We start from the raw sequence: 18,827 nt of genomic DNA, 5'->3' as shown, positions 1-18,827 counted from the left end.
TTAAAACAAATTGTTTTAGAGATTACAGAGCATGAATGTAAAGAAGATATAGAGCAATTTAATCATTTGCTTATGTATTATCGTACATATGGTATTCAAATTTCGATTAATAAAGTCGGAACGGGCACAAGTAATTTAGAGCGTATTAGCGTGTTAGCACCTGATATTTTAAAAGTAGATTTAACGAACTTAAGGCAAACAGCACTTTTACAATCTTATCAAGATATTTTATATTCTTTATCATTACTTGCTAGAAGAATTGGTGCAACTTTGTTATATGAAGAAATAGATGCTTTTTATCAACTGCAATATGCTTGGAAGAACGGCGGAAGATATTATCAAGGTAATTATTTGAAAGAATGTTTACCTGATTTTATTGAAACGAATGTTTTGAAAGAGCGACTAGGTAATGAATGTCATCAGTTTATTCAGCATGAAAAGAAGAAGTTACAAAAAATTTATAATTTAACAGAGATGTTACGCGATCGCATTGGCGATGTTTTATCAAAACAAAAAAAGAATGAAGATATAAATGATTGGTTATTACAATTTAGTCAAAGTGTATCACAGTGTAGTTTTCGTATATTTATTTGTAATGAAGATGGTTTCCAACAATCAGGAAATGTTATGAAAAAAGATGGAGAATGGATTGTGATGCCGGATTATTATATGAAGAACTGGAGTTGGCGCCCGTATTTTCTCGAGAATATCATGAAAATGCGTTTTGAGAATAAGGCGAGGCTTTCAGATTTATATGCAGATATTGAAACGGGAGAAATGGTACGAACATTTTCCTTCCCGATTGATGATGACAACTTTTTATTTATAGATTTATCTTATGAATATTTATATGAAGAAGATGTTTTATTTTAATGCACGAAGAGATTCGTGCATTTTTTGTTTGTTTTTATCATAAATTGGTAATAGTGAAAATGGTGATGAAAATGCTGTCTATCGTTGTAAAGATTTTACGAACGAAATCTGTCCTTTCTTTGCATAATCATTGTTACAATGAATACTACAAAGACAAGTTCTTTTAAAAGGAAGGTGAAAAAATGAGGAAATATGGAATATGGCTTGTTCTATTTGTATGTGTTGCCTTTCTAGTTGGTTATAGTGTTACGACTGTTTTAGGAAAAGAGGAAGTGGAAGTCGATCGGAAAGAAGTATTTACAACGATACAAAAAGGCTATGAAACCCAGTTTTCAATTCGTGGGAAGCATTTGCCGATGAATAAGATGATAGAGACGTTATCACCGTATTTTACAGATAATTTCCTTCAAGTATTTACAGATGAAAATAGCAGAAGTGATAAACAAAGTGGTGAATATTTACTTCCGGCAAAAGAAGCACCGTTTTCTTTTAATTCAGAAACAAAAATGTCGTATGATGAAGAACATAAAAATTTATATGTATATGAGCGGACAAAAAGTGGACAGTATCAAATTGTAACATTGAAAAGGGATCAAGATAAATGGAAGCTAGCAGGATATCATGAAAGTCAGGAACTTTTAACTGAAATAAAAAGGTTGCAACAATTATAAAGTGAAACTTTTAATCAGTGGGAGGGATTACTCTTCCATCTAACTTCTTTGCTGTAGCTAAATTTGGGGTAGGAGTTTTACTACCTACAAATAGCGGGATAAGGATAGGAATAGGTATTTACCTATTCCTATTCTATATTGAGTAGTTGTTGTAACTTTTCAATTTGAAACCCTGCAACTACTTCGCCATCAATTACGACTGTTGGAGTTGAATAAGAATCATAGTCGTATAAAAGACGATTGCGAGCAGCAGCGTCTTTTTTTACGTCAAATTCTTCATATGCAATGTTATTATGCTTCAAAAATTCTTTCACAATAACACAGGGCGGACAATCGGGTTGTGTATAAACCTCAATTTTTTTCATTGTTATTCCTCCTTTTTTCTGTTTTTTATTATATTCTTCCAGTATAAAAACCGCAATAAAGAAGGGGAAATATGTTCTTTCTGTTTTTTCCTTCGCATTTCGACAAATTTTTAGTTGAGTTTCTGGCCAATAACCTTTATCCTAGAGTGTGGAACATTTTTTCTGTTATGACGGATAGAATGAGTATAGCTGTAAAACCTATTGGTAGGAAGATCAGAGAAAGGAGAGATTTCATGTCTCTACTCCAAGGAATTTTAACTCGACTTGTTAGTCTACAAGAACAAGCTGAAAGCGGTGAAGTAGCACAACGCTATTTTGAAGTGAACGGTGAGCGCAAATGTAGCGTGAAATTTTTCGATAAAAGTGAAATGTATGAGTTAGAAGTGTATCAACAAGGTGAAAAACCTCAAGTGTATCAATTCGATAATATCGACATGGTTGCAATTGAGATTTACGATATCATTTCTTGATACATATAAAAAAGGTACTGCCATGTGGCAGTACCTTTTTTAGTTCTATTACTTTCTAGTGGAATGTATAGAAGTTTTTTATTTTTCCTACAATGGTATTAAAATGAAATTTTAATCTGTGCAAGTTTGCTTATCCATGTGGAAAATGAGTCCCGTCAACCGGGTGAATATGTGAAGCTAAACTTCTCACAATCGCTGGGTTCTGCAAATAGCGGGAGAAATATAACTAGGAGGTTATCGTATGGAACGTTTACCAGTTGTGATTTGTCCTAATTGTCAAAGTTCTGCTGAGATTATTCATGTATTAACGGCTCAATCTAATCAAAATGTAATTTATACGTGCCAAGTTTGTCACTTTGTAATTCGAAATATTGAAACGAATAAAGGATAGGAAGTTATAATTTTAGTTTTTGTCCCATACAATGAGAATACGAAAAGTCTGTCTAATTGAAAGGACGTGACTCTGTGGACGGTGCACATAAATTTTACAATGTTTCAGAGAGACATTTAAATTTTGATATGGTCTTTAACCGTATTTGTAGTTTCATTGAAAAGGATCCGCGAAATTTATATCGATTATCCATTGGGACAGACTCACAAGCGCATCAAAAGGATACGAGGTTTATTACAGCAATCCATATTCATCGTGTTGGAAAAGGTGCCTGGGGCTGTTTACACCATAGATCAGTAAAAGATAAGCCGGCAACCTTACGTGAGAAAATATATTTAGAAACGCAGTTTAGTCAAGAAATCGCATGTCTATTTACGCCTACTCATATACAAACAATATGGGAGTTATTGCATCCTTATGCTCAAGATGGGGCTGGATTCATAATGGAAATTCATTTAGACATTGGGAATGATGGTTTAACAAAAGAATTTATTTTAGATATGACAGAAAAAATTCGAGCGATGGGATTAACTGCAAAAATTAAGCCAGATGCTTATGCGGCGTTTAGCTATGCAAATCGATATACGAAATGATTTTTTTGTATGTATACGATTGCTACATATCTTTTAATAAAAACTGAATATTACATCTATTAAATAGGTTGAATTTTTTATATAATAAGAGTAACGATGCGAGTGTAAGGAGAGGGGTATATGCAAAGGGAAGTTGTTTTAACGAAGGAAGAAGAAAGTTTACTACTAGATATTTTATTTCAGCAAAATTACGCAAGTGAAATTTTAGCTGTGGAACTTACAGATATTGAGAATGGTTTGAAACAGACAGATGTGATGCAATATAAAAAAATCACAAGGTTATTTTACAGATTAAAAAATAAAGGGTATTAAGCGCTACCGGAATGGTAGTCTTTTTTTTGTGCTGTATGCTAAAATAGCTGTGTGATTGTATTTTTATTGAAATAAATTTAGGACAAAATAATAATATGAAAACGCTGTCATAAAATGTGAATAGAGTTGTGAACATAAGCAGGAAAAAGGGAAAATGGGGGATGTAATATGATTAGTATTCCGAAAGACGAATTTCAACAAATTCTTGTGAAGGATTTAATGATTTCATCGGAAAAAGTAGCTCATGTCCAAATTGGAAATAGTTTAGAACATGCTTTACTCGTTCTTGTGAAATCTGGATATTCGGCGATACCTGTCTTAGATCCAATGTATAAACTACATGGTTTGATTAGTACTGCCATGATATTAGATGGTATGTTAGGATTAGAACGTATTGAGTTTGAAAGACTCGATGATATGAAAGTAGAGCAGGTGATGAAAGAAGATATACCTGTTCTTAAATTAGACGATTCATTTGCAAAAGCTTTAGAAATGACAATTGATCATCCTTTTATTTGCGCTGTTAATGAAGAAGGCTATTTTGAGGGGATTTTAACACGTCGGGCTATTTTAAAATTGTTGAATAAGAAAGTAAGGCAACATAATCGATAACGTAAGAAAAGTGACTTCATAGAAACGAAGAAGTCACTTTTTTTTCGTGCATATCACTTGTGTATGTATTATATTTAAAAAGACATAAAACATAAGGAAAGTTTGCGCTGGACAATTGTATTTTTTGAATGAAAGCATTCGGGTAAATTAAGGATGAAAAGCTTATTGAAATAAGGTGTATGGAAGCTAAGGAAAGAGGGAGAAAGTTGCAAATTGATGATTTTCAAATGATGGTTGTGTTAGCTCAGGAATCAAATATGAGAAAAGCGGCGGAACGTTTATTTGTTTCCCAACCTGCGCTGAGTCAACGATTACAATCTATGGAGAAACAATGGGGAATGAAGTTTTTTATTCGCTCACAAAAAGGATTGACAATTACACCTGAAGGGGAAAAAGTTGCAAATTATGCTAAAGAAATGTTGCAAAGGGAAGAAGATATAAAAAGTGAGCTAGCTGTTTTCAGAACGGAAACTCATGGAACGTTAAAAATAGCTGTTGCATCAGTTATTGGTCAATATTGGCTCCCTCCTGTTTTGAAAAAGTTTGTGCATAAATATCCTTCTGTCAAGATATCGCTGTTTACTGGATGGAGTAGTGAAGTGCAAAAGCAGTTTTATGAAGGAGACGTTCATGTTGCTATACTGAGGGGAACACAAGAATATAAAGGTCAGAAGCAACAATTATTTGAAGATGAACTGTATTTAGTTGATAAAGAAATAAAAGATATTTCGATGTTAAAAGAAACAAATAGGCCGTTCATTCAATTTAAAAGTGATTCGACTTATTATGGACAAATACAAAATTGGTGGTATGGTTTATTTTCTAATCCGCCTAAGCGAACGATTGTAGTTGACCAAATTGAAACATGTAAACAACTTGTTTTAAATGGTATAGGTTATGCCCTTTTACCTTCTACTGTTTTAAAGGAAGTACAGGAAAATATGTATAAAACACCTGTTCAACTGACGAGAGAAACATGGTTGTTAACAAGTGACTCGGCAAGGCAGTTGAAGCAAGTACAAGCATTTTTAGAAATTATAGAAGAAATTCAAAGGGAAAAATAAGATTATTATCTTGCTACTCGCTCTTTCGTTTGGTAGAGTAACATTATAAATGGATTTAGGAGGCAACAAGAATGAAAATGATGGACGCTAACGAAATTATTTCGTTTATTCAAAAAAGTGAAAAGAAAACTCCTGTAAAGGTATACATAAAAGGGGATTTAAAAGAAGTAACATTCCCTGAAACAGTACAAGCATTTGTGAATAAAAAGTCAGGTGTATTATTCGGAGAATGGTCTGAAATTAAGACAATTCTTGATGAGAATAATAAGCACATCGTTGACTACGTTGTAGAAAACGATCGTCGTAATTCTGCAATCCCGATGCTTGATTTAAAAGGTATTAAAGCTCGCATCGAGCCAGGTGCTATTATTCGTGACCATGTTGAAATTGGTGACAACGCTGTAATTATGATGAATGCAACAATTAACATTGGTGCTGTAATTGGTGAAGGTTCTATGATCGACATGAACGCAGTACTTGGTGGACGTGCAACAGTCGGTAAAAACTGTCACGTAGGTGCAGGTGCTGTACTTGCAGGTGTTATTGAGCCACCTTCTGCAAAACCAGTTATCGTTGAAGATGATGTAGTAATCGGTGCAAACGTGGTTGTTTTAGAGGGTGTTACAGTAGGGAAAGGTGCAGTCGTAGCAGCAGGAGCTGTTGTAACAGAAGATGTGCCTCCATACACAGTTGTTGCAGGTACTCCAGCACGTGTAATTAAAGAAATTGATGAGAAGACAAAAGCAAAAACAGAAATCAAACAAGAGCTTCGTCAATTAAACCCAGAGAAATAAAAAGTAAAAAAAGCGTAAGAGCGTAAATGGGCTCTTACGCTTTTTATAGATAGAGGTGCAAAAATGACAGTAAGCAAATTTATCCAAATTCGTAGGGATTTACATAGAATTCCAGAAATCGGATTTAAGGAATGGAAAACACAACAGTATATTTTAGATTATATAGGAACACTTTCTCATGAATTTGTGGAAGTGAAGACATGGAAAACGGGTGTAATCGTTAAAGTAAATGGAAAAAATCCCGAAAAAATAATAGGTTATCGTGCAGATATAGACGGTTTACCAATTACAGAGGAAACTGGATACGAGTTTGCTTCTATTCATGAAGGAATGATGCATGCATGTGGCCATGATGTACATACAACAATCGGTTTAGGCCTTCTAACGAAAGCTGTGAGCGAAAGAATAGATGATGACCTTGTATTTCTATTCCAGCCAGCAGAAGAAGGACCAGGCGGTGCTCTTCCTATGTTAGAAAGTGAAGAGTTAAAAGAATGGAAACCAAATATAATTCTTGGTCTTCATATTGCACCAGAATACGCTGTGGGGGCAATTGCAACGAAAGAAGGACTGTTATTTGCCAATACTTCAGAATTATATATTGATTTAAAAGGGAAAGGTGGCCATGCTGCCTATCCGCATACTGCAAATGACATGATTGTTGCAGCGAGTCACCTTGTTACACAGCTTCAATCCGTTATTAGTCGCAATGTAAATCCTCTTGATAGTGCAGTAATTACAATCGGGAAAATTACAGGTGGTACGGTTCAAAATATTATTGCAGAAAAATCTCGTTTAGAAGGAACGATTCGAACATTATCAGTGGAATCAATGAAGCGTGTGAAAAGCAGAATTGAGTCAATTGTTGCAGGTATCGAAGCTTCTTTCCAGTGTGAGGCGATTATAGATTACGGAGCAATGTATCATCAAGTATATAACCATGAAGAGTTAACGAGAGAGTTTATGGAATTTGTACATAAACAAACTGATATGAATGTTATTACATGTACTGAGGCAATGACGGGTGAAGATTTTGGTTATATGCTTCGAGAAATCCCTGGATTTATGTTTTGGCTTGGAGTAAATTCAGAATATGGTTTACATCATGCAAAATTAAAACCAGACGAAGAAGTGATTGAAAAGGCAATCACATTTTTAAGCCAATATGTAAAGTGGAAAGGGAATAGAAAATAAAACTTCCGCTCTCTTGAAGGTTCCAAAAAACTTTTTGTTCTGAGGTGTAAGTAACGCTCGTATAGATTGATTTTAGACATTTACATACAAATGGAAGAATTAAAGTTAATTGTACTGTTTTAATAATGAGCAGGGGGTTTAGCCACTGCTCATTATTAATTATTTGACTAACTTATATATGTTTACTTTTAGTATGAAAAGTGTGTAAAATCAATGTGAAACATAGAAAAAAGGGTGGGGAATTACGTGCAAATTAGCAGTGCGATTTTATGTTTCGTCTTATATGCGTATGTTATTATTGCGGCGGTTTATTTTGGGATAAGTTTTTATGCCTATCGTCTAGTAGATAATAATGAATATGACGAAACATACAAATGGGTGAAGAGATATTTATCACCTGTACTAGAAATTATGAATGGGTTTGTGCTCTTTTTATTTATTGGATTAATTGCTTTCTCAACGAGTTTAGTAGGGAATAAAACTACGTTATTTGTATTGGGTATCATTATTTTTATGTTGTTAGGAATAAGGATTGGTAATACGGTCTTTTGGAATGAAAGAAAAGTAGATGGTTGGACGGGAATGTTAATTCCGTGCATGTTAGCTGCAATCGTGACAAATATAGAGCATGAATATTATCAATTACATTTTTGGCTTATTATCGTTTTAACAATTCTTTCTGTTTTGTATATAAGCACAGTAGTACTAACATATATTGCACATGAAAAAGGAGATGTTAAAGGCACTCGTTTCTTTAGAGGACGGGCATTATTTTGGAGTGTGCCGACGATGGCAGTTATCGCGCTTATTGCGATATTAGTAAATGGATATCAATTTTCTAATTGGCAACTATTTTTAGAAAATTGGTGGATCTTTATCTTTTCGTTTATTGCTTTTTTAGGTGCAACGCATTATTTATTCCATCAACATCATTACATATGGGCGTTGTTATTTGCATTCACACAGCTTCTATTTGCCTTTTTTGGTCAAGAAACATTATTATTCGTTTTTGAAACATTTAGTTCTTTTGGAAATATATTTGTATTTGCTATGCTACTTGTTGGTATCGCTTTTTACTTGCAACAATATTTTTATATACAAAAACAAAAATAAGAGCTAATCATAGTTTTTGTGACGCATATAAAGTGTGTTACACTGAAAATAAATAGTACTTGAAGTTATTGGAGGAATTCTTGTGGGTGAGAAAGAAAAAGAATTTGCTGTCATTGGACTTGGTCGCTTTGGTGGAAGTATTTGCCGAGAACTAGCTCAATTAGGCATGGAAGTAATGGCAATCGATTCAGATGAGGATAAAATTAATGAATTTGCAAATATAGCTTCGCATGCTGTAATTGCAGATTCAACAGATGAGATGGTATTAAAAAGCCTTGGTATTCGAAATTTTGATCACGTAGTCGTTGCTATTGGAGATAATTTAAATTCAAGTATTTTAACGACTTTGATTTTGAAAGAGTTGGGGGTAAAAAATATTACTGTAAAAGCTCAAAATGATTATCATGAAAAAGTGTTAAGTAAAATAGGTGCAGATCATATTGTGCATCCAGAACGTGATATGGGAAAAAGGATTGCTAATAATATTGCATCAAGCAATGTGCTAGACTACCTTGAGCTTTCAGATGAGCATAGTATTGTAGAGATTATTGCGAATAAAAAAATTGATGGGCACTCTTTAATTGAATTAGATATTCGTGCGAAGTTTGGATTGAATATTGTAGCAATTAAACGAGGTAAAGAAGTTATCGTATCCCCTCGAGCTACGGAGAATATTCAAGCAGGAGATATATTAATTGTCATTGGTCATGACGATGAAGTGGATCGATTTAAACACTTTTTAAGATAAGAGAAAAGAAAAGGACAATGCCTTCATGGCATTGTCCTTTTTCTTATATTTCCATAATGATTGGTAAAATCATTGGACGACGTTTCGTTTTCTCATATAGGAATGGGGCTAATGTGTCTGTAATTTCATTTTTAATTTCAGACCATTGTGTTGTTTTACGCTCCATTACTTTTTCTAAATGAGTTGTAATTAATGTTTGTGCATCATTGATTAAATCGCTGCTTTCACGCATGTAAACGAAACCGCGTGAGATGATATCAGGTCCTGCTGCAACTTTAAATTCTTTCATATCAATGCTTACAACTACAATTACAAGTCCTTCTTCAGAAAGGATACGACGATCGCGTAATACGATATTGCCAATATCTCCAATACCGTTTCCATCAATGTAGACCGAACCAGATGGGATTTTTCCAGCTACGCTAGCTTCATCCGAACGTAAAGCAAGAACATCGCCATTATCCATAATGAAGCAATTTTCTTCAGGGATGCCACAATCATTTGCTATGTTCATGTGCATACGCTGCATACGATATTCACCATGAATTGGCATGAAGTACTTCGGTTTAATTAGACGTAACATTAACTTTTGTTCTTCTTGTCCACCGTGTCCACTTGTATGGATATTTGAAAGTTTCCCGTGAATTACATCAGCGCCAGCGCGGTACAACATGTTAATTGTACGACTTACGCTAATTGTATTTCCTGGAATTGGTGAAGAAGAGAAAACAACTGTATCTCCAGGAATAATTTGAATTTGGCGGTGTGTACCATTTGCAATACGTGAAAGTGCTGCCATCGGTTCACCTTGACTACCTGTACATAAAATAACAACTTTATTAGCTGGTAAGCGGTTTAGTTGAGATGCATCTATGAATGTATCTTTCGGGCAACGAATATAACCAAGGTTTTGTCCAATTTCAATCGCTGCTTCCATACTTCGACCAAACACAGCTACTTTACGGTTGTTTTCAACAGCAGCTTCAACAACTTGTTGTAAGCGGTGGATATTTGATGCAAAGGTTGCAAATATAATCCGTCCTTCTACTTTACGGAAAATGTCTTGAATGCTATCACCAACGCGACGCTCAGACATAGTAAAGTTTGGAACTTCACTGTTCGTACTATCAGATAATAGACATAGTACGCCATCTTTACCGATTTCAGCCATTTTTGTTAAATCAGCTGGTTCACCAACTGGTGTGAAGTCAAATTTGAAGTCACCAGTATGAACAACTTGACCTTGAGGTGTTTTCACAACAACGCCGTACGAATCTGGAATACTGTGAGTTGTACGGAAGAAGGATACAGACGTTTTTTTGAATTTAATAACGTCATCTTCTTGAATCTCGTAAAGTTTTGCTTTACGAAGTAAGCCGTGTTCTTCTAATTTATTTTTGATGAGTGCAATTGCTAATTTTCCGCCGTAAATTGGAATGTTCACTTGACGTAATAGGTAAGGGATTCCGCCGATATGATCTTCGTGACCATGTGTAATGAATAACCCTTTAATTTTATCTTCGTTTCGCACAAAATAAGTGTAGTCTGGTATTACATAATCGATTCCGAGAAGTTCGTCCTCTGGAAATTTAATTCCAGCATCAATTATAATAATTTCATCTTGAAATTGAACAGCGTATGTATTTTTACCGATTTCACCAAGCCCACCGAGAGCAAATACAGCAACTTGGTCGTTTTTTAGAAATTTCATATCGCTATACGATTTCCGCTAATGTTAAATCAGCGTTTTCTTTTTCATATTCAAGATGAGCGCCAGTAACAGACTGAACAAACTCGATATTATATGCGAACTTATTTAACTTTGTACGAACATCCTTTTCAGACGTAGCCTCTAAATATAAAACTTTTGTATTTTCACGTACTGGAACCTCAGTTAATTTTTCTTGATAAAATACTTTAAAAATCATTTGGAAAACCTCTCCTTGTCTATGTTTTGCATTATCTGTTACTTATTATAAAGCAAACAGTCACGATTTTCATGTTTTTTCGAATGAGAATGAAGAAAAAGCCCGAAATGGGCACAATTTAAGCGATTGTCTTTTTACGGACTAGACCGTTTAAATAACGCTTGAGCTTTTTCTTCAGCTTCTTCAGCATGATTACTCCTTCCTTTCCTTATTTTAAACATGCCTATTACTAGTGAAAACTCTATCTCTGATATAAGAGATAGGACAAAAGTGAATGGTGAATCTTGTCCTTTCCCATACAGTGAAAGTTATTCTATAGTAACGATCAGTAGCCGTTAGTTATAGGTATAGTATGAGGAAGAATGGAAAAGAAAATTCATCCGAACAAGTATCTACATGTTTTACTAATATATATATATGCAAAGTTTACAAATAAGGTCAGAAAGGGAACGCTTTCTTCACAGATGTTTAATATGTTATACTTTTTTTTAGAATTTGAAAAGTGATATTCAAAATAGGAATATAGAGTGCCAGAAAGGATTTTGACAAATGAATGATAAAATTGTCTTTTTTGATATTGATGGAACATTATTAGATCATGATAAAAAAATTCCGCAATCTACACGAGATGCAGTAAAACAGTTACAAGAAAAAGGTGTACATGTAGCAATTGCGACAGGGCGCGCGCCATTTATGTTCGAAGATATTCGCAGGGAACTTAATATACATAATTATGTTAGTTTTAATGGACAATATGTTGTCTTTGAAGATGAGGTAATATTTAATAATCCGTTACATCCAGATGCTTTACATAGGTTTACTCAGTTTGCAAAACAAGAAGGATATCCACTTGTATATCTTGACCATCAAGATATGAGAGCATCAGTGGAATATCATGATTATGTGAAAGAAGGCTTTGGAAGCTTAAACTTTGAGCATCCAGCATATGAGCCTAATTTTTATGAGGAACGTAATATTTATCAAACACTACTTTTTTGTGAAGTAAATGAAGAGGAAAAGTTTATTAATCATTATCCAGATTTTCATTTTATTCGTTGGCATGCATATTCAATGGATATCATTCCGAATGGTGGTTCTAAGGCAAAAGGAATTGAGAAATACATTGAAAAGTTAGGTTTTAATCGTGATCAAGTGTATGCATTTGGAGATGGCTTAAATGATTTAGAAATGATCGAAGCCGTTGGCACAGGTATTGTGATGGGAAATGGCCATGAAGACTTGAAAAAACTTGCAAATCATGTGACAAAGGATGTTAATGAAGACGGTATATATCATGGACTAAAGTGGGCTGGATTGCTATAAGTGAATATGGAACCCATTTCATAATAAAAAGGCGGAAGATTAACTTCCGCCTTTTTATTATTATCGCTCTAGAGGTTTGGAATCATCAGGAGCGGCAAAAGGATTTTCTTTATTGATATGGTCATAGAACATAACGCCATTTAAATGATCAATCTCGTGTTGGAATACGATTGCTGGTAAACCTTTTAAACGTAATTTTACTTCTTCTCCGTTAATAGAAGTTGCTTTTACTGTAATTCTTGTATAACGAGGAACATAACCAGGTACTTCGCGGTCTACAGACAGACAGCCTTCACCACCCTGTAAATATGTACGTTCAACAGAATGGCTAATGATTTTTGGATTGAATAATGCATGGCTATATAATGTACCATCCGCATCGGTTACATGAACTGCAATCATTTTTTTTGAAACACCGATTTGCGGAGCCGCTAATCCGATTCCAGGGCGTAAACTATATTTTTCAGCCATTTCAGGATCTTGGCTATTTATTACGAATTCAATCATTTCTTTTAAGGTAGTTGTATCTTCTTCGCTTGCCGGTAATGACACCTCTTCTGCAACGTTGCGCAAAATAGGATCTCCTTCGCGAATAACATCTTTCATTGTAAGCATATGTAATCTCTCCTTTCCTCTTTAGTCTACCAAAGGAGATGGAAAAAGTCATCGGCAAGAAAGGGAAGGCATTTTGGAAATTGTTCTATTATAGAGTAGTTATGTATGTGATAAAAAGAAAAAGACGGCAAAGCCGTCTTTTTCTTTCCATAGTTGTTTCGTTTTACATTAGCGAATGCAAGCAGCACCAACGATAATTAAAAGAATAAACAACACAACGATTAAGGCGAAGCCGCGTCCAGACCCGCCACAAGAACCGCCATAACCGTAGGAAGGATATGAACAAGTTGGATAGCAATATGAGTATCCGTACATGAGATGACCTCCTTTATCATTTCCCGCTAATACTGCGGTTACTATAATGTATGGAAGAGAGGGTAGAAATGTATAGGTATTTACCTAAAAAAGGAAGAGTAGTTTGTATATTTTTGTTACGAAGAGAGAAAAACTAAAGAGAATTAAATCGTTTACATATTATTCTAAGAGAAAAAATAAGTGAAAAAGGGAATAATATAACAGTAGGTCAATGCTTACTAATACAGATGTAAAAAATAAAAACACGTTTGTGTAGTAGAAACCTGCATATTATTTATAAAAAAACGTATTCAAAGTAATTGACATCGTAATTAGAATAGTTGTAAACTAAAAAACGTGATCAAGATTGTATTAATATGTTTCTGAAAAAACATTAGTACAGATTGTTAGGTACACAAAATTATTCTCAACCGACATACAAACATGTTGGTTTACATCGTTGCGCTTTTTAAACTGGAAAATAGCCAGTGAAAGCGTTTCAGAATATGGTTCAAGAGAGGAAGAGGTGAACGGAATGGGTACTAAAACAAAAAAGACCCTATTTAATGTTGATGAGCAAATGAAAGCTATCGCAGCTCAATTTGAAACATTACAAATTTTAAATGAAAACGGTGAAGTTGTGAATGAAGCAGCTATGCCTGAATTATCTGATGATCAATTAAAAGAATTAATGCGTCGTATGGTGTATACTCGCGTATTAGATCAACGTTCTATTTCTTTAAACCGTCAAGGACGTTTAGGTTTCTACGCACCTACAGCTGGACAAGAAGCTTCTCAATTAGCAAGTCATTTCGCACTTGAAGCAGAAGACTTCATCTTACCAGGATACCGTGATGTACCACAATTAGTATGGCACGGATTACCATTATACCAAGCATTCTTATTCTCTCGTGGACACTTCATGGGTAACCAAATGCCTGAGAATGTAAATGCATTAGCTCCACAGATCATTATCGGTGCGCAAATCATCCAAACTGCTGGTGTTGCGTTAGGTATGAAACTACGTGGTAAAAAATCTGTTGCAATTACTTATACTGGTGACGGTGGTGCTTCACAAGGTGACTTCTACGAAGGTATGAACTTTGCAGGTGCATTCAAAGCTCCAGCAATCTTCGTTGTTCAAAACAACCGTTATGCAATCTCTACTCCAGTAGAAAAGCAATCTGCAGCTAAAACTGTAGCACAAAAAGCAGTAGCAGCAGGTATTTACGGAATTCAAGTAGACGGTATGGATCCATTAGCTGTATACGCAGCAACTGCTTTTGCTCGTGAGCGCGCAGTAAATGGCGAAGGCCCTACTTTAATCGAGACTTTAACATTCCGTTACGGTCCACATACAATGGCTGGTGATGACCCAACTCGTTACCGTACAAAAGATATCGAAAACGAATGGGAACAAAAAGACCCAATCGTACGCTTCCGTAAGTTCTTAGAAGCTAAAGGCCTATGGTCTCAAGAAGTTGAAGAGACAGTAATCGAAGAAGCAAAAGAAGATATCAAACAAGCAATTGCTAAGGCTGACCAAGCTCCAAAACAAAAAGTAACTGATTTAATGGAAATCATGTACGAAAAAATGCCTTACAACTTAGCTGAACAATATGAAATCTACAAAGAAAAGGAGTCGAAGTAAGCCATGGCTCAAATGACAATGATTCAAGCAATCACTGATGCTTTACGCGTTGAAATGAAAAATGACCCTAACGTACTTGTATTTGGTGAAGACGTTGGTGTAAACGGCGGTGTATTCCGTGCTACTGAAGGTTTACAAGCTGAATTTGGTGAAGATCGTGTAATGGATACTCCACTTGCAGAGTCTGGTATTGGTGGACTTGCAGTTGGTCTTGCACTTGAAGGATTCCGTCCAGTTCCAGAAATCCAATTCTTCGGTTTCGTTTATGAAGTAATGGATTCAATTTCTGGTCAATTAGCTCGTATGCGTTACCGTTCTGGTGGACGTTGGACTGCTCCAGTAACAGTTCGTTCTCCATTCGGTGGTGGTGTTCATACTCCTGAACTACATGCTGATAGCTTAGAAGGATTAGTGGCTCAACAACCTGGTCTAAAAGTTGTTATTCCATCTACTCCATACGATGCTAAAGGTCTTTTAATCTCTGCGATTCGTGACAACGATCCAGTTATCTACTTAGAGCATATGAAATTGTACCGTTCATTCCGTCAAGAGGTACCAGAAGGTGATTACACAATTGATTTAGGTAAAGCTGATATCAAACGTGAAGGTACAGATGTATCTGTTATCGCTTACGGTGCTATGGTTCACGCTGCATTAAAAGCTGCTGAAGAACTTGAAAAAGAAGGTATCTCTTTAGAGATTGTTGACTTACGTACAGTTCAACCATTAGATATCGAAACAATCATCGCTTCTGTTGAAAAAACAGGTCGCGTAGTTGTAGTTCAAGAAGCTCAAAAACAAGCTGGTATTGCAGCTAACGTTGTAGCGGAAATTAACGACCGTGCAATCTTAAACTTAGAAGCTCCAGTTGTACGTGTTGCAGCTGCTGATACAGTATTCCCATTCTCTCAAGCAGAGAGCGTATGGTTACCAAACCACAAAGATATTGTTGAAGCTGTAAACAAAGTAATGAACTTCTAATTTTTAGCTTTTCATGTGCAAAAGAAATCAGCACATGCTGGTTTCTTTTGTACATATTCCATAATAATGAAATGAATCAGGGGGCTGAATTCCGTGGCATTTGAATTTAAACTACCAGATATCGGTGAAGGTATCCACGAAGGTGAAATCGTAAAATGGTTTATTAAACCAGGCGATGAAGTAAACGAAGACGATGTACTTCTTGAAGTACAAAATGATAAAGCAGTAGTAGAAATCCCTTCTCCTGTTAAAGGTAAAGTACTTGAAGTACTTGTAGAAGAAGGAACAGTTGCAATCGTAGGAGATACATTAATTAAATTTGATGCTCCTGGATATGAAAACCTTAAATTTAAAGGTGACGATCATGATGAAGCTCCAAAAGCTGAAGAAGCAGCAGTAGAAGCTCCAGCAGCGGAAGCTACTCCAGCAGCAACTGCAGAAGTAGTAAATGAGCGCGTAATTGCTATGCCATCTGTTCGTAAATACGCTCGTGAAAAAGGTGTAGACATTCATAAAGTAGCTGGTACTGGTAAGAATGGCCGTATCGTAAAAGCTGACATCGATGCATTTGCAAATGGTGGACAAACTGTAGCAGCAACTGAGGCTCCAGCAGCAGTAGAAGCTACTCCAGCAGCAGCGAAAGAAGAAGCACCAAAAGCACAACCAATCCCAGCTGGTGAATATCCAGAAACTCGTGAGAAAATGAGTGGTATCCGTAAAGCGATTGCGAAAGCAATGGTTAACTCTAAACACACAGCTCCTCACGTAACATTAATGGATGAAGTAGATGTAACAGAACTTGTTGCTCACCGTAAGAAGTTCAAAGCAGTAGCAGCTGACAAAGGTATTAAATTAACTTACCTTCCGTACGTTGTTAAAGCTTTAACATCTGCATTACGTGAATACCCAATGTTAAACACTTCTTTAGACGATGCATCTCAAGAAGTAGTTCATAAACATTACTTCAACATCGGTATCGCAGCTGATACAGACAAAGGTCTATTAGTACCAGTTGTTAAAGATACAGATCGTAAGTCTATCTTCACAATCTCTAACGAGATCAATGATCTTGCTGGTAAAGCACGTGAAGGTCGTCTAGCTCCAGCTGAAATGAAAGGTGCTTCTTGCACAATTACAAACATTGGTTCTGCAGGTGGACAATGGTTCACTCCAGTTATCAACCACCCAGAAGTAGCAATCCTTGGTATCGGTCGTATCGCTGAAAAACCAGTTGTGAAAAACGGTGAGATCGTTGCAGCTCCAGTATTAGCATTATCTCTAAGCTTTGACCATCGTTTAATTGACGGTGCAACTGCTCAAAAAGCGTTAAACCAAATTAAACGTCTATTGAATGACCCACAATTATTAGTAATGGAGGCGTAATAACAATGGTAGTAGGAGATTTCCCAATTGAATTAGATACAGTCGTTGTTGGTGCAGGTCCTGGTGGATACGTTGCGGCAATTCGTGCAGCACAATTAGGTCAAAAGGTAGCAATCATTGAAAAAGCTAACCTTGGTGGCGTATGCTTAAACGTTGGATGTATTCCTTCAAAAGCGTTAATCAATGCAGGTCATCGTTATGAGAATGCAATGCATTCTGATGACATGGGTATTACTGCAGAAAACGTAAAAGTTGACTTTACAAAAGTTCAAGAATGGAAAAACGGCGTAGTTAAGAAATTAACTGGCGGTGTTGAAGGCCTTCTTAAAGGTAACAAAGTTGAAATCATTCGCGGTGAAGCTTACTTCGTAGATGCTAATACATTACGCGTTATGACTGAAGATGCAGCTCAAACTTATACGTTTAAAAATGCTGTTCTTGCAACTGGTTCTACACCAATCGAAATTCCAGGATTCAAATACTCTAAACGTGTTATCAACTCTACAGGTGCTTTAAGCTTACCTGAAATTCCTAAAAAACTTGTTGTAATCGGCGGCGGTTACATCGGTATGGAATTAGGTACTGCATATGCTAACTTCGGTACAGAAGTTACTGTAGTAGAAGCTGGCGACGAAATCTTAGCTGGTTTCGAAAAAGCTATGAGCTCTGTTGTTAAACGTGCTCTACAGAAAAAAGGTAACGTAAATATCCATACAAAAGCTATGGCTAAAGGCGTTGAAGAAACAGAAACTGGCGTAAAAGTTAGCTTTGAAGTTAAAGGTGAAATCCAAACTGTAGAAGCAGACTACGTATTAGTAACTGTAGGTCGTCGTCCAAACACTCAAGAAATCGGTCTTGAGCAAGTTGGAGTTAAAATGACTGACCGCGGCATCATCGAAATCGATGAGCAATGTCGTACAAATGTACCAAACATCTATGCAATCGGTGATATCGTTCCTGGACCACCATTAGCTCACAAAGCTTCTTACGAAGGTAAAGTAGCTGTAGAAGCAATTAGTGGCCATGCATCAGCTATCGATTACATCGGAATTCCTGCAGTATGCTTCACTGATCCAGAACTAGCATCTGTTGGTTACACTAAAAAACAAGCTGAAGAAGCTGGAATGACTGTAACTGTATCTAAGTTCCCATTCGCTGCTAACGGTCGTGCATTATCATTAAACAGCACTGACGGTTTCCTACAACTTGTAACACGTAAAGAAGATGGTCTTCTTGTAGGTGCTCAAGTTGCAGGTGCAGGTGCTTCTGATATTATTTCTGAGATTGGTTTAGCTATCGAAGCTGGAATGACAGCTGAAGATATCGCTCAAACAATCCATGCTCACCCAACATTAGGTGAAATCACAATGGAGGCAGCTGAAGTTGCTCTTGGAATGCCAATTCACATTGTAAAATAATTTAAGTAATGTAAATAGCCCTTCTCTTACAATA

Annotated in this window: 22 protein-coding genes; 17 read left to right on the top strand and 5 right to left on the bottom strand. The window is 35.9% G+C overall.

Features of this window, described 5'->3' with window-relative positions:
- Together ACQGS6_RS11340 and ACQGS6_RS11335 are read left to right on the top strand one after the other, a co-directional pair.
- The coding region (locus ACQGS6_RS11340; protein ID WP_426965146.1) for an EAL domain-containing protein at positions 1-873 on the top strand (873 nt) is incomplete at its 5' end.
- 182 nt (positions 874-1,055) lie between these two features.
- Positions 1,056-1,544: a DUF3993 domain-containing protein gene (locus tag ACQGS6_RS11335; protein ID WP_001233804.1), complete on the top strand. Its 489-nt coding sequence runs from the start codon at positions 1,056-1,058 to the stop codon at positions 1,542-1,544.
- A 128-nt stretch (positions 1,545-1,672) separates the two neighbouring features.
- Here ACQGS6_RS11335 and ACQGS6_RS11330 read toward each other — a convergent pair whose 3' ends face one another.
- Positions 1,673-1,909 carry a glutaredoxin family protein gene (locus ACQGS6_RS11330; protein WP_000717870.1) on the bottom strand — a complete coding sequence of 79 codons (237 nt, stop codon included), beginning with the start codon at positions 1,907-1,909 and terminating at the stop codon, positions 1,673-1,675.
- Positions 1,910-2,142: 233 nt separating this feature from the next.
- Here ACQGS6_RS11330 and ACQGS6_RS11325 point away from each other — a divergent pair, with 233 nt between their 5' ends.
- The 10 genes from ACQGS6_RS11325 (at position 2,143) to ACQGS6_RS11280 (ending at position 9,200) form a co-directional block, all read left to right on the top strand.
- Entirely contained in the window at positions 2,143-2,379 is a 237-nt protein-coding gene (locus ACQGS6_RS11325) for a YkuJ family protein (protein ID WP_000055151.1), read from the top strand.
- A 241-nt stretch (positions 2,380-2,620) separates the two neighbouring features.
- Positions 2,621-2,770: a hypothetical protein gene (locus ACQGS6_RS11320; RefSeq protein ID WP_000440540.1), complete on the top strand. Its 150-nt coding sequence runs from the start codon at positions 2,621-2,623 to the stop codon at positions 2,768-2,770.
- 74 nt (positions 2,771-2,844) lie between these two features.
- Complete coding sequence (locus tag ACQGS6_RS11315; RefSeq protein WP_000348489.1) at positions 2,845-3,363, top strand: ribonuclease H-like YkuK family protein; 519 nt, start codon at positions 2,845-2,847, stop codon at positions 3,361-3,363.
- 120 nt (positions 3,364-3,483) lie between these two features.
- Complete coding sequence (gene abbA, locus ACQGS6_RS11310) at positions 3,484-3,675, top strand: antirepressor AbbA (RefSeq protein ID WP_001188692.1); 192 nt, start codon at positions 3,484-3,486, stop codon at positions 3,673-3,675.
- Between the two features lie 168 nt (positions 3,676-3,843).
- On the top strand, positions 3,844-4,287 hold the full coding sequence (gene cbpB, locus ACQGS6_RS11305; RefSeq protein ID WP_000623579.1) for a cyclic-di-AMP-binding protein CbpB: 444 nt from the start codon (positions 3,844-3,846) through the stop codon (positions 4,285-4,287).
- A gap of 179 nt (positions 4,288-4,466) precedes the next feature.
- Positions 4,467-5,351 (top strand): LysR family transcriptional regulator, encoded by an 885-nt coding sequence (locus ACQGS6_RS11300; protein ID WP_001987174.1) that lies wholly within the window; start codon positions 4,467-4,469, stop codon positions 5,349-5,351.
- 71 nt (positions 5,352-5,422) lie between these two features.
- Positions 5,423-6,145, top strand: coding sequence for a 2,3,4,5-tetrahydropyridine-2,6-dicarboxylate N-acetyltransferase (gene dapD, locus ACQGS6_RS11295; protein WP_000783241.1), 723 nt, complete (start codon positions 5,423-5,425; stop codon positions 6,143-6,145).
- Positions 6,146-6,208: 63 nt separating this feature from the next.
- Entirely contained in the window at positions 6,209-7,339 is a 1,131-nt protein-coding gene (locus ACQGS6_RS11290) for an N-acetyldiaminopimelate deacetylase (RefSeq protein ID WP_326318336.1), read from the top strand.
- A 246-nt stretch (positions 7,340-7,585) separates the two neighbouring features.
- Complete coding sequence (locus tag ACQGS6_RS11285; RefSeq protein ID WP_001167321.1) at positions 7,586-8,452, top strand: cytochrome c oxidase assembly protein; 867 nt, start codon at positions 7,586-7,588, stop codon at positions 8,450-8,452.
- An 82-nt stretch (positions 8,453-8,534) separates the two neighbouring features.
- Positions 8,535-9,200, top strand: a complete 666-nt coding sequence (locus tag ACQGS6_RS11280) for a potassium channel family protein (RefSeq protein ID WP_000504032.1) — start codon at positions 8,535-8,537, stop codon at positions 9,198-9,200.
- Positions 9,201-9,243: 43 nt separating this feature from the next.
- On the opposite strand, the gene rnjA is transcribed toward ACQGS6_RS11280, so the two are convergent.
- Together rnjA and ACQGS6_RS11270 are read right to left on the bottom strand one after the other, a co-directional pair.
- Complete coding sequence (gene rnjA, locus ACQGS6_RS11275; protein WP_000670377.1) at positions 9,244-10,911, bottom strand: ribonuclease J1; 1,668 nt, start codon at positions 10,909-10,911, stop codon at positions 9,244-9,246.
- 4 nt (positions 10,912-10,915) lie between these two features.
- Positions 10,916-11,128, bottom strand: coding sequence for a DNA-dependent RNA polymerase subunit epsilon (locus tag ACQGS6_RS11270; RefSeq protein WP_000576435.1), 213 nt, complete (start codon positions 11,126-11,128; stop codon positions 10,916-10,918).
- Positions 11,129-11,677: 549 nt separating this feature from the next.
- Here ACQGS6_RS11270 and ACQGS6_RS11265 point away from each other — a divergent pair.
- Complete coding sequence (locus tag ACQGS6_RS11265; RefSeq protein ID WP_000998279.1) at positions 11,678-12,451, top strand: Cof-type HAD-IIB family hydrolase; 774 nt, start codon at positions 11,678-11,680, stop codon at positions 12,449-12,451.
- A gap of 60 nt (positions 12,452-12,511) precedes the next feature.
- On the opposite strand, the gene def is transcribed toward ACQGS6_RS11265, so the two are convergent.
- Together def and ACQGS6_RS11255 are read right to left on the bottom strand one after the other, a co-directional pair.
- The gene (def, locus tag ACQGS6_RS11260; RefSeq protein WP_000957048.1) at positions 12,512-13,066 is read right to left on the bottom strand and encodes a peptide deformylase; all 555 of its coding nucleotides are present in this window, start codon (positions 13,064-13,066) and stop codon (positions 12,512-12,514) included.
- A 168-nt stretch (positions 13,067-13,234) separates the two neighbouring features.
- On the bottom strand, positions 13,235-13,381 hold the full coding sequence (locus tag ACQGS6_RS11255; RefSeq protein ID WP_000274562.1) for a YjcZ family sporulation protein: 147 nt from the start codon (positions 13,379-13,381) through the stop codon (positions 13,235-13,237).
- A 514-nt stretch (positions 13,382-13,895) separates the two neighbouring features.
- Here ACQGS6_RS11255 and pdhA point away from each other — a divergent pair.
- The 4 genes from pdhA to lpdA all read left to right on the top strand — a co-directional run bounded on the left by pdhA (position 13,896) and on the right by lpdA (position 18,793).
- The gene (gene pdhA, locus ACQGS6_RS11250; protein ID WP_000536895.1) at positions 13,896-15,011 is read left to right on the top strand and encodes a pyruvate dehydrogenase E1 component subunit alpha; all 1,116 of its coding nucleotides are present in this window, start codon (positions 13,896-13,898) and stop codon (positions 15,009-15,011) included.
- Between the two features lie 3 nt (positions 15,012-15,014).
- Entirely contained in the window at positions 15,015-15,992 is a 978-nt protein-coding gene (gene pdhB, locus ACQGS6_RS11245; RefSeq protein ID WP_426965143.1) for a pyruvate dehydrogenase complex E1 component subunit beta, read from the top strand.
- A gap of 93 nt (positions 15,993-16,085) precedes the next feature.
- Complete coding sequence (gene pdhC / locus ACQGS6_RS11240; RefSeq protein ID WP_000863419.1) at positions 16,086-17,375, top strand: pyruvate dehydrogenase complex dihydrolipoyllysine-residue acetyltransferase; 1,290 nt, start codon at positions 16,086-16,088, stop codon at positions 17,373-17,375.
- 5 nt (positions 17,376-17,380) lie between these two features.
- Positions 17,381-18,793, top strand: coding sequence for a dihydrolipoyl dehydrogenase (lpdA, locus tag ACQGS6_RS11235; RefSeq protein WP_000260104.1), 1,413 nt, complete (start codon positions 17,381-17,383; stop codon positions 18,791-18,793).
- Positions 18,794-18,827 lie beyond the last annotated feature (34 nt).

It is taken from the genome of Bacillus sp. GMs2/2 (assembly GCF_050172095.1).
In the GTDB taxonomy this organism is placed as follows: Bacteria; Bacillota; Bacilli; order Bacillales; family Bacillaceae_G; genus Bacillus_A; species Bacillus_A cereus.
Note: the sequence above shows the minus strand (reverse complement) of the source record. Positions and strands in the feature narration are given on the sequence as shown.

Bases quoted from the DNA above. Each gene is read 5' to 3' on its own strand.
- ACQGS6_RS11335 (WP_001233804.1), top strand. From the start codon at position 1,056: ATGAGGAAATATGGAATATGGCTTGTTCTATTTGTATGTGTTGCCTTT.
- ACQGS6_RS11330 (WP_000717870.1), bottom strand. From the start codon at position 1,909: ATGAAAAAAATTGAGGTTTATACACAACCCGATTGTCCGCCCTGTGTT.
- ACQGS6_RS11325 (WP_000055151.1), top strand. From the start codon at position 2,143: ATGTCTCTACTCCAAGGAATTTTAACTCGACTTGTTAGTCTACAAGAA.
- ACQGS6_RS11320 (WP_000440540.1), top strand. From the start codon at position 2,621: ATGGAACGTTTACCAGTTGTGATTTGTCCTAATTGTCAAAGTTCTGCT.
- abbA (WP_001188692.1), top strand. From the start codon at position 3,484: ATGCAAAGGGAAGTTGTTTTAACGAAGGAAGAAGAAAGTTTACTACTA.
- cbpB (WP_000623579.1), top strand. From the start codon at position 3,844: ATGATTAGTATTCCGAAAGACGAATTTCAACAAATTCTTGTGAAGGAT.
- ACQGS6_RS11300 (WP_001987174.1), top strand. From the start codon at position 4,467: ATGGAAGCTAAGGAAAGAGGGAGAAAGTTGCAAATTGATGATTTTCAA.
- dapD (WP_000783241.1), top strand. From the start codon at position 5,423: ATGAAAATGATGGACGCTAACGAAATTATTTCGTTTATTCAAAAAAGT.
- ACQGS6_RS11290 (WP_326318336.1), top strand. From the start codon at position 6,209: ATGACAGTAAGCAAATTTATCCAAATTCGTAGGGATTTACATAGAATT.
- rnjA (WP_000670377.1), bottom strand. From the start codon at position 10,911: ATGAAATTTCTAAAAAACGACCAAGTTGCTGTATTTGCTCTCGGTGGG.
- ACQGS6_RS11270 (WP_000576435.1), bottom strand. From the start codon at position 11,128: ATGATTTTTAAAGTATTTTATCAAGAAAAATTAACTGAGGTTCCAGTA.
- ACQGS6_RS11265 (WP_000998279.1), top strand. From the start codon at position 11,678: ATGAATGATAAAATTGTCTTTTTTGATATTGATGGAACATTATTAGAT.
- def (WP_000957048.1), bottom strand. From the start codon at position 13,066: ATGCTTACAATGAAAGATGTTATTCGCGAAGGAGATCCTATTTTGCGC.
- ACQGS6_RS11255 (WP_000274562.1), bottom strand. From the start codon at position 13,381: ATGTACGGATACTCATATTGCTATCCAACTTGTTCATATCCTTCCTAC.
- pdhA (WP_000536895.1), top strand. From the start codon at position 13,896: ATGGGTACTAAAACAAAAAAGACCCTATTTAATGTTGATGAGCAAATG.
- pdhB (WP_426965143.1), top strand. From the start codon at position 15,015: ATGGCTCAAATGACAATGATTCAAGCAATCACTGATGCTTTACGCGTT.
- lpdA (WP_000260104.1), top strand. From the start codon at position 17,381: ATGGTAGTAGGAGATTTCCCAATTGAATTAGATACAGTCGTTGTTGGT.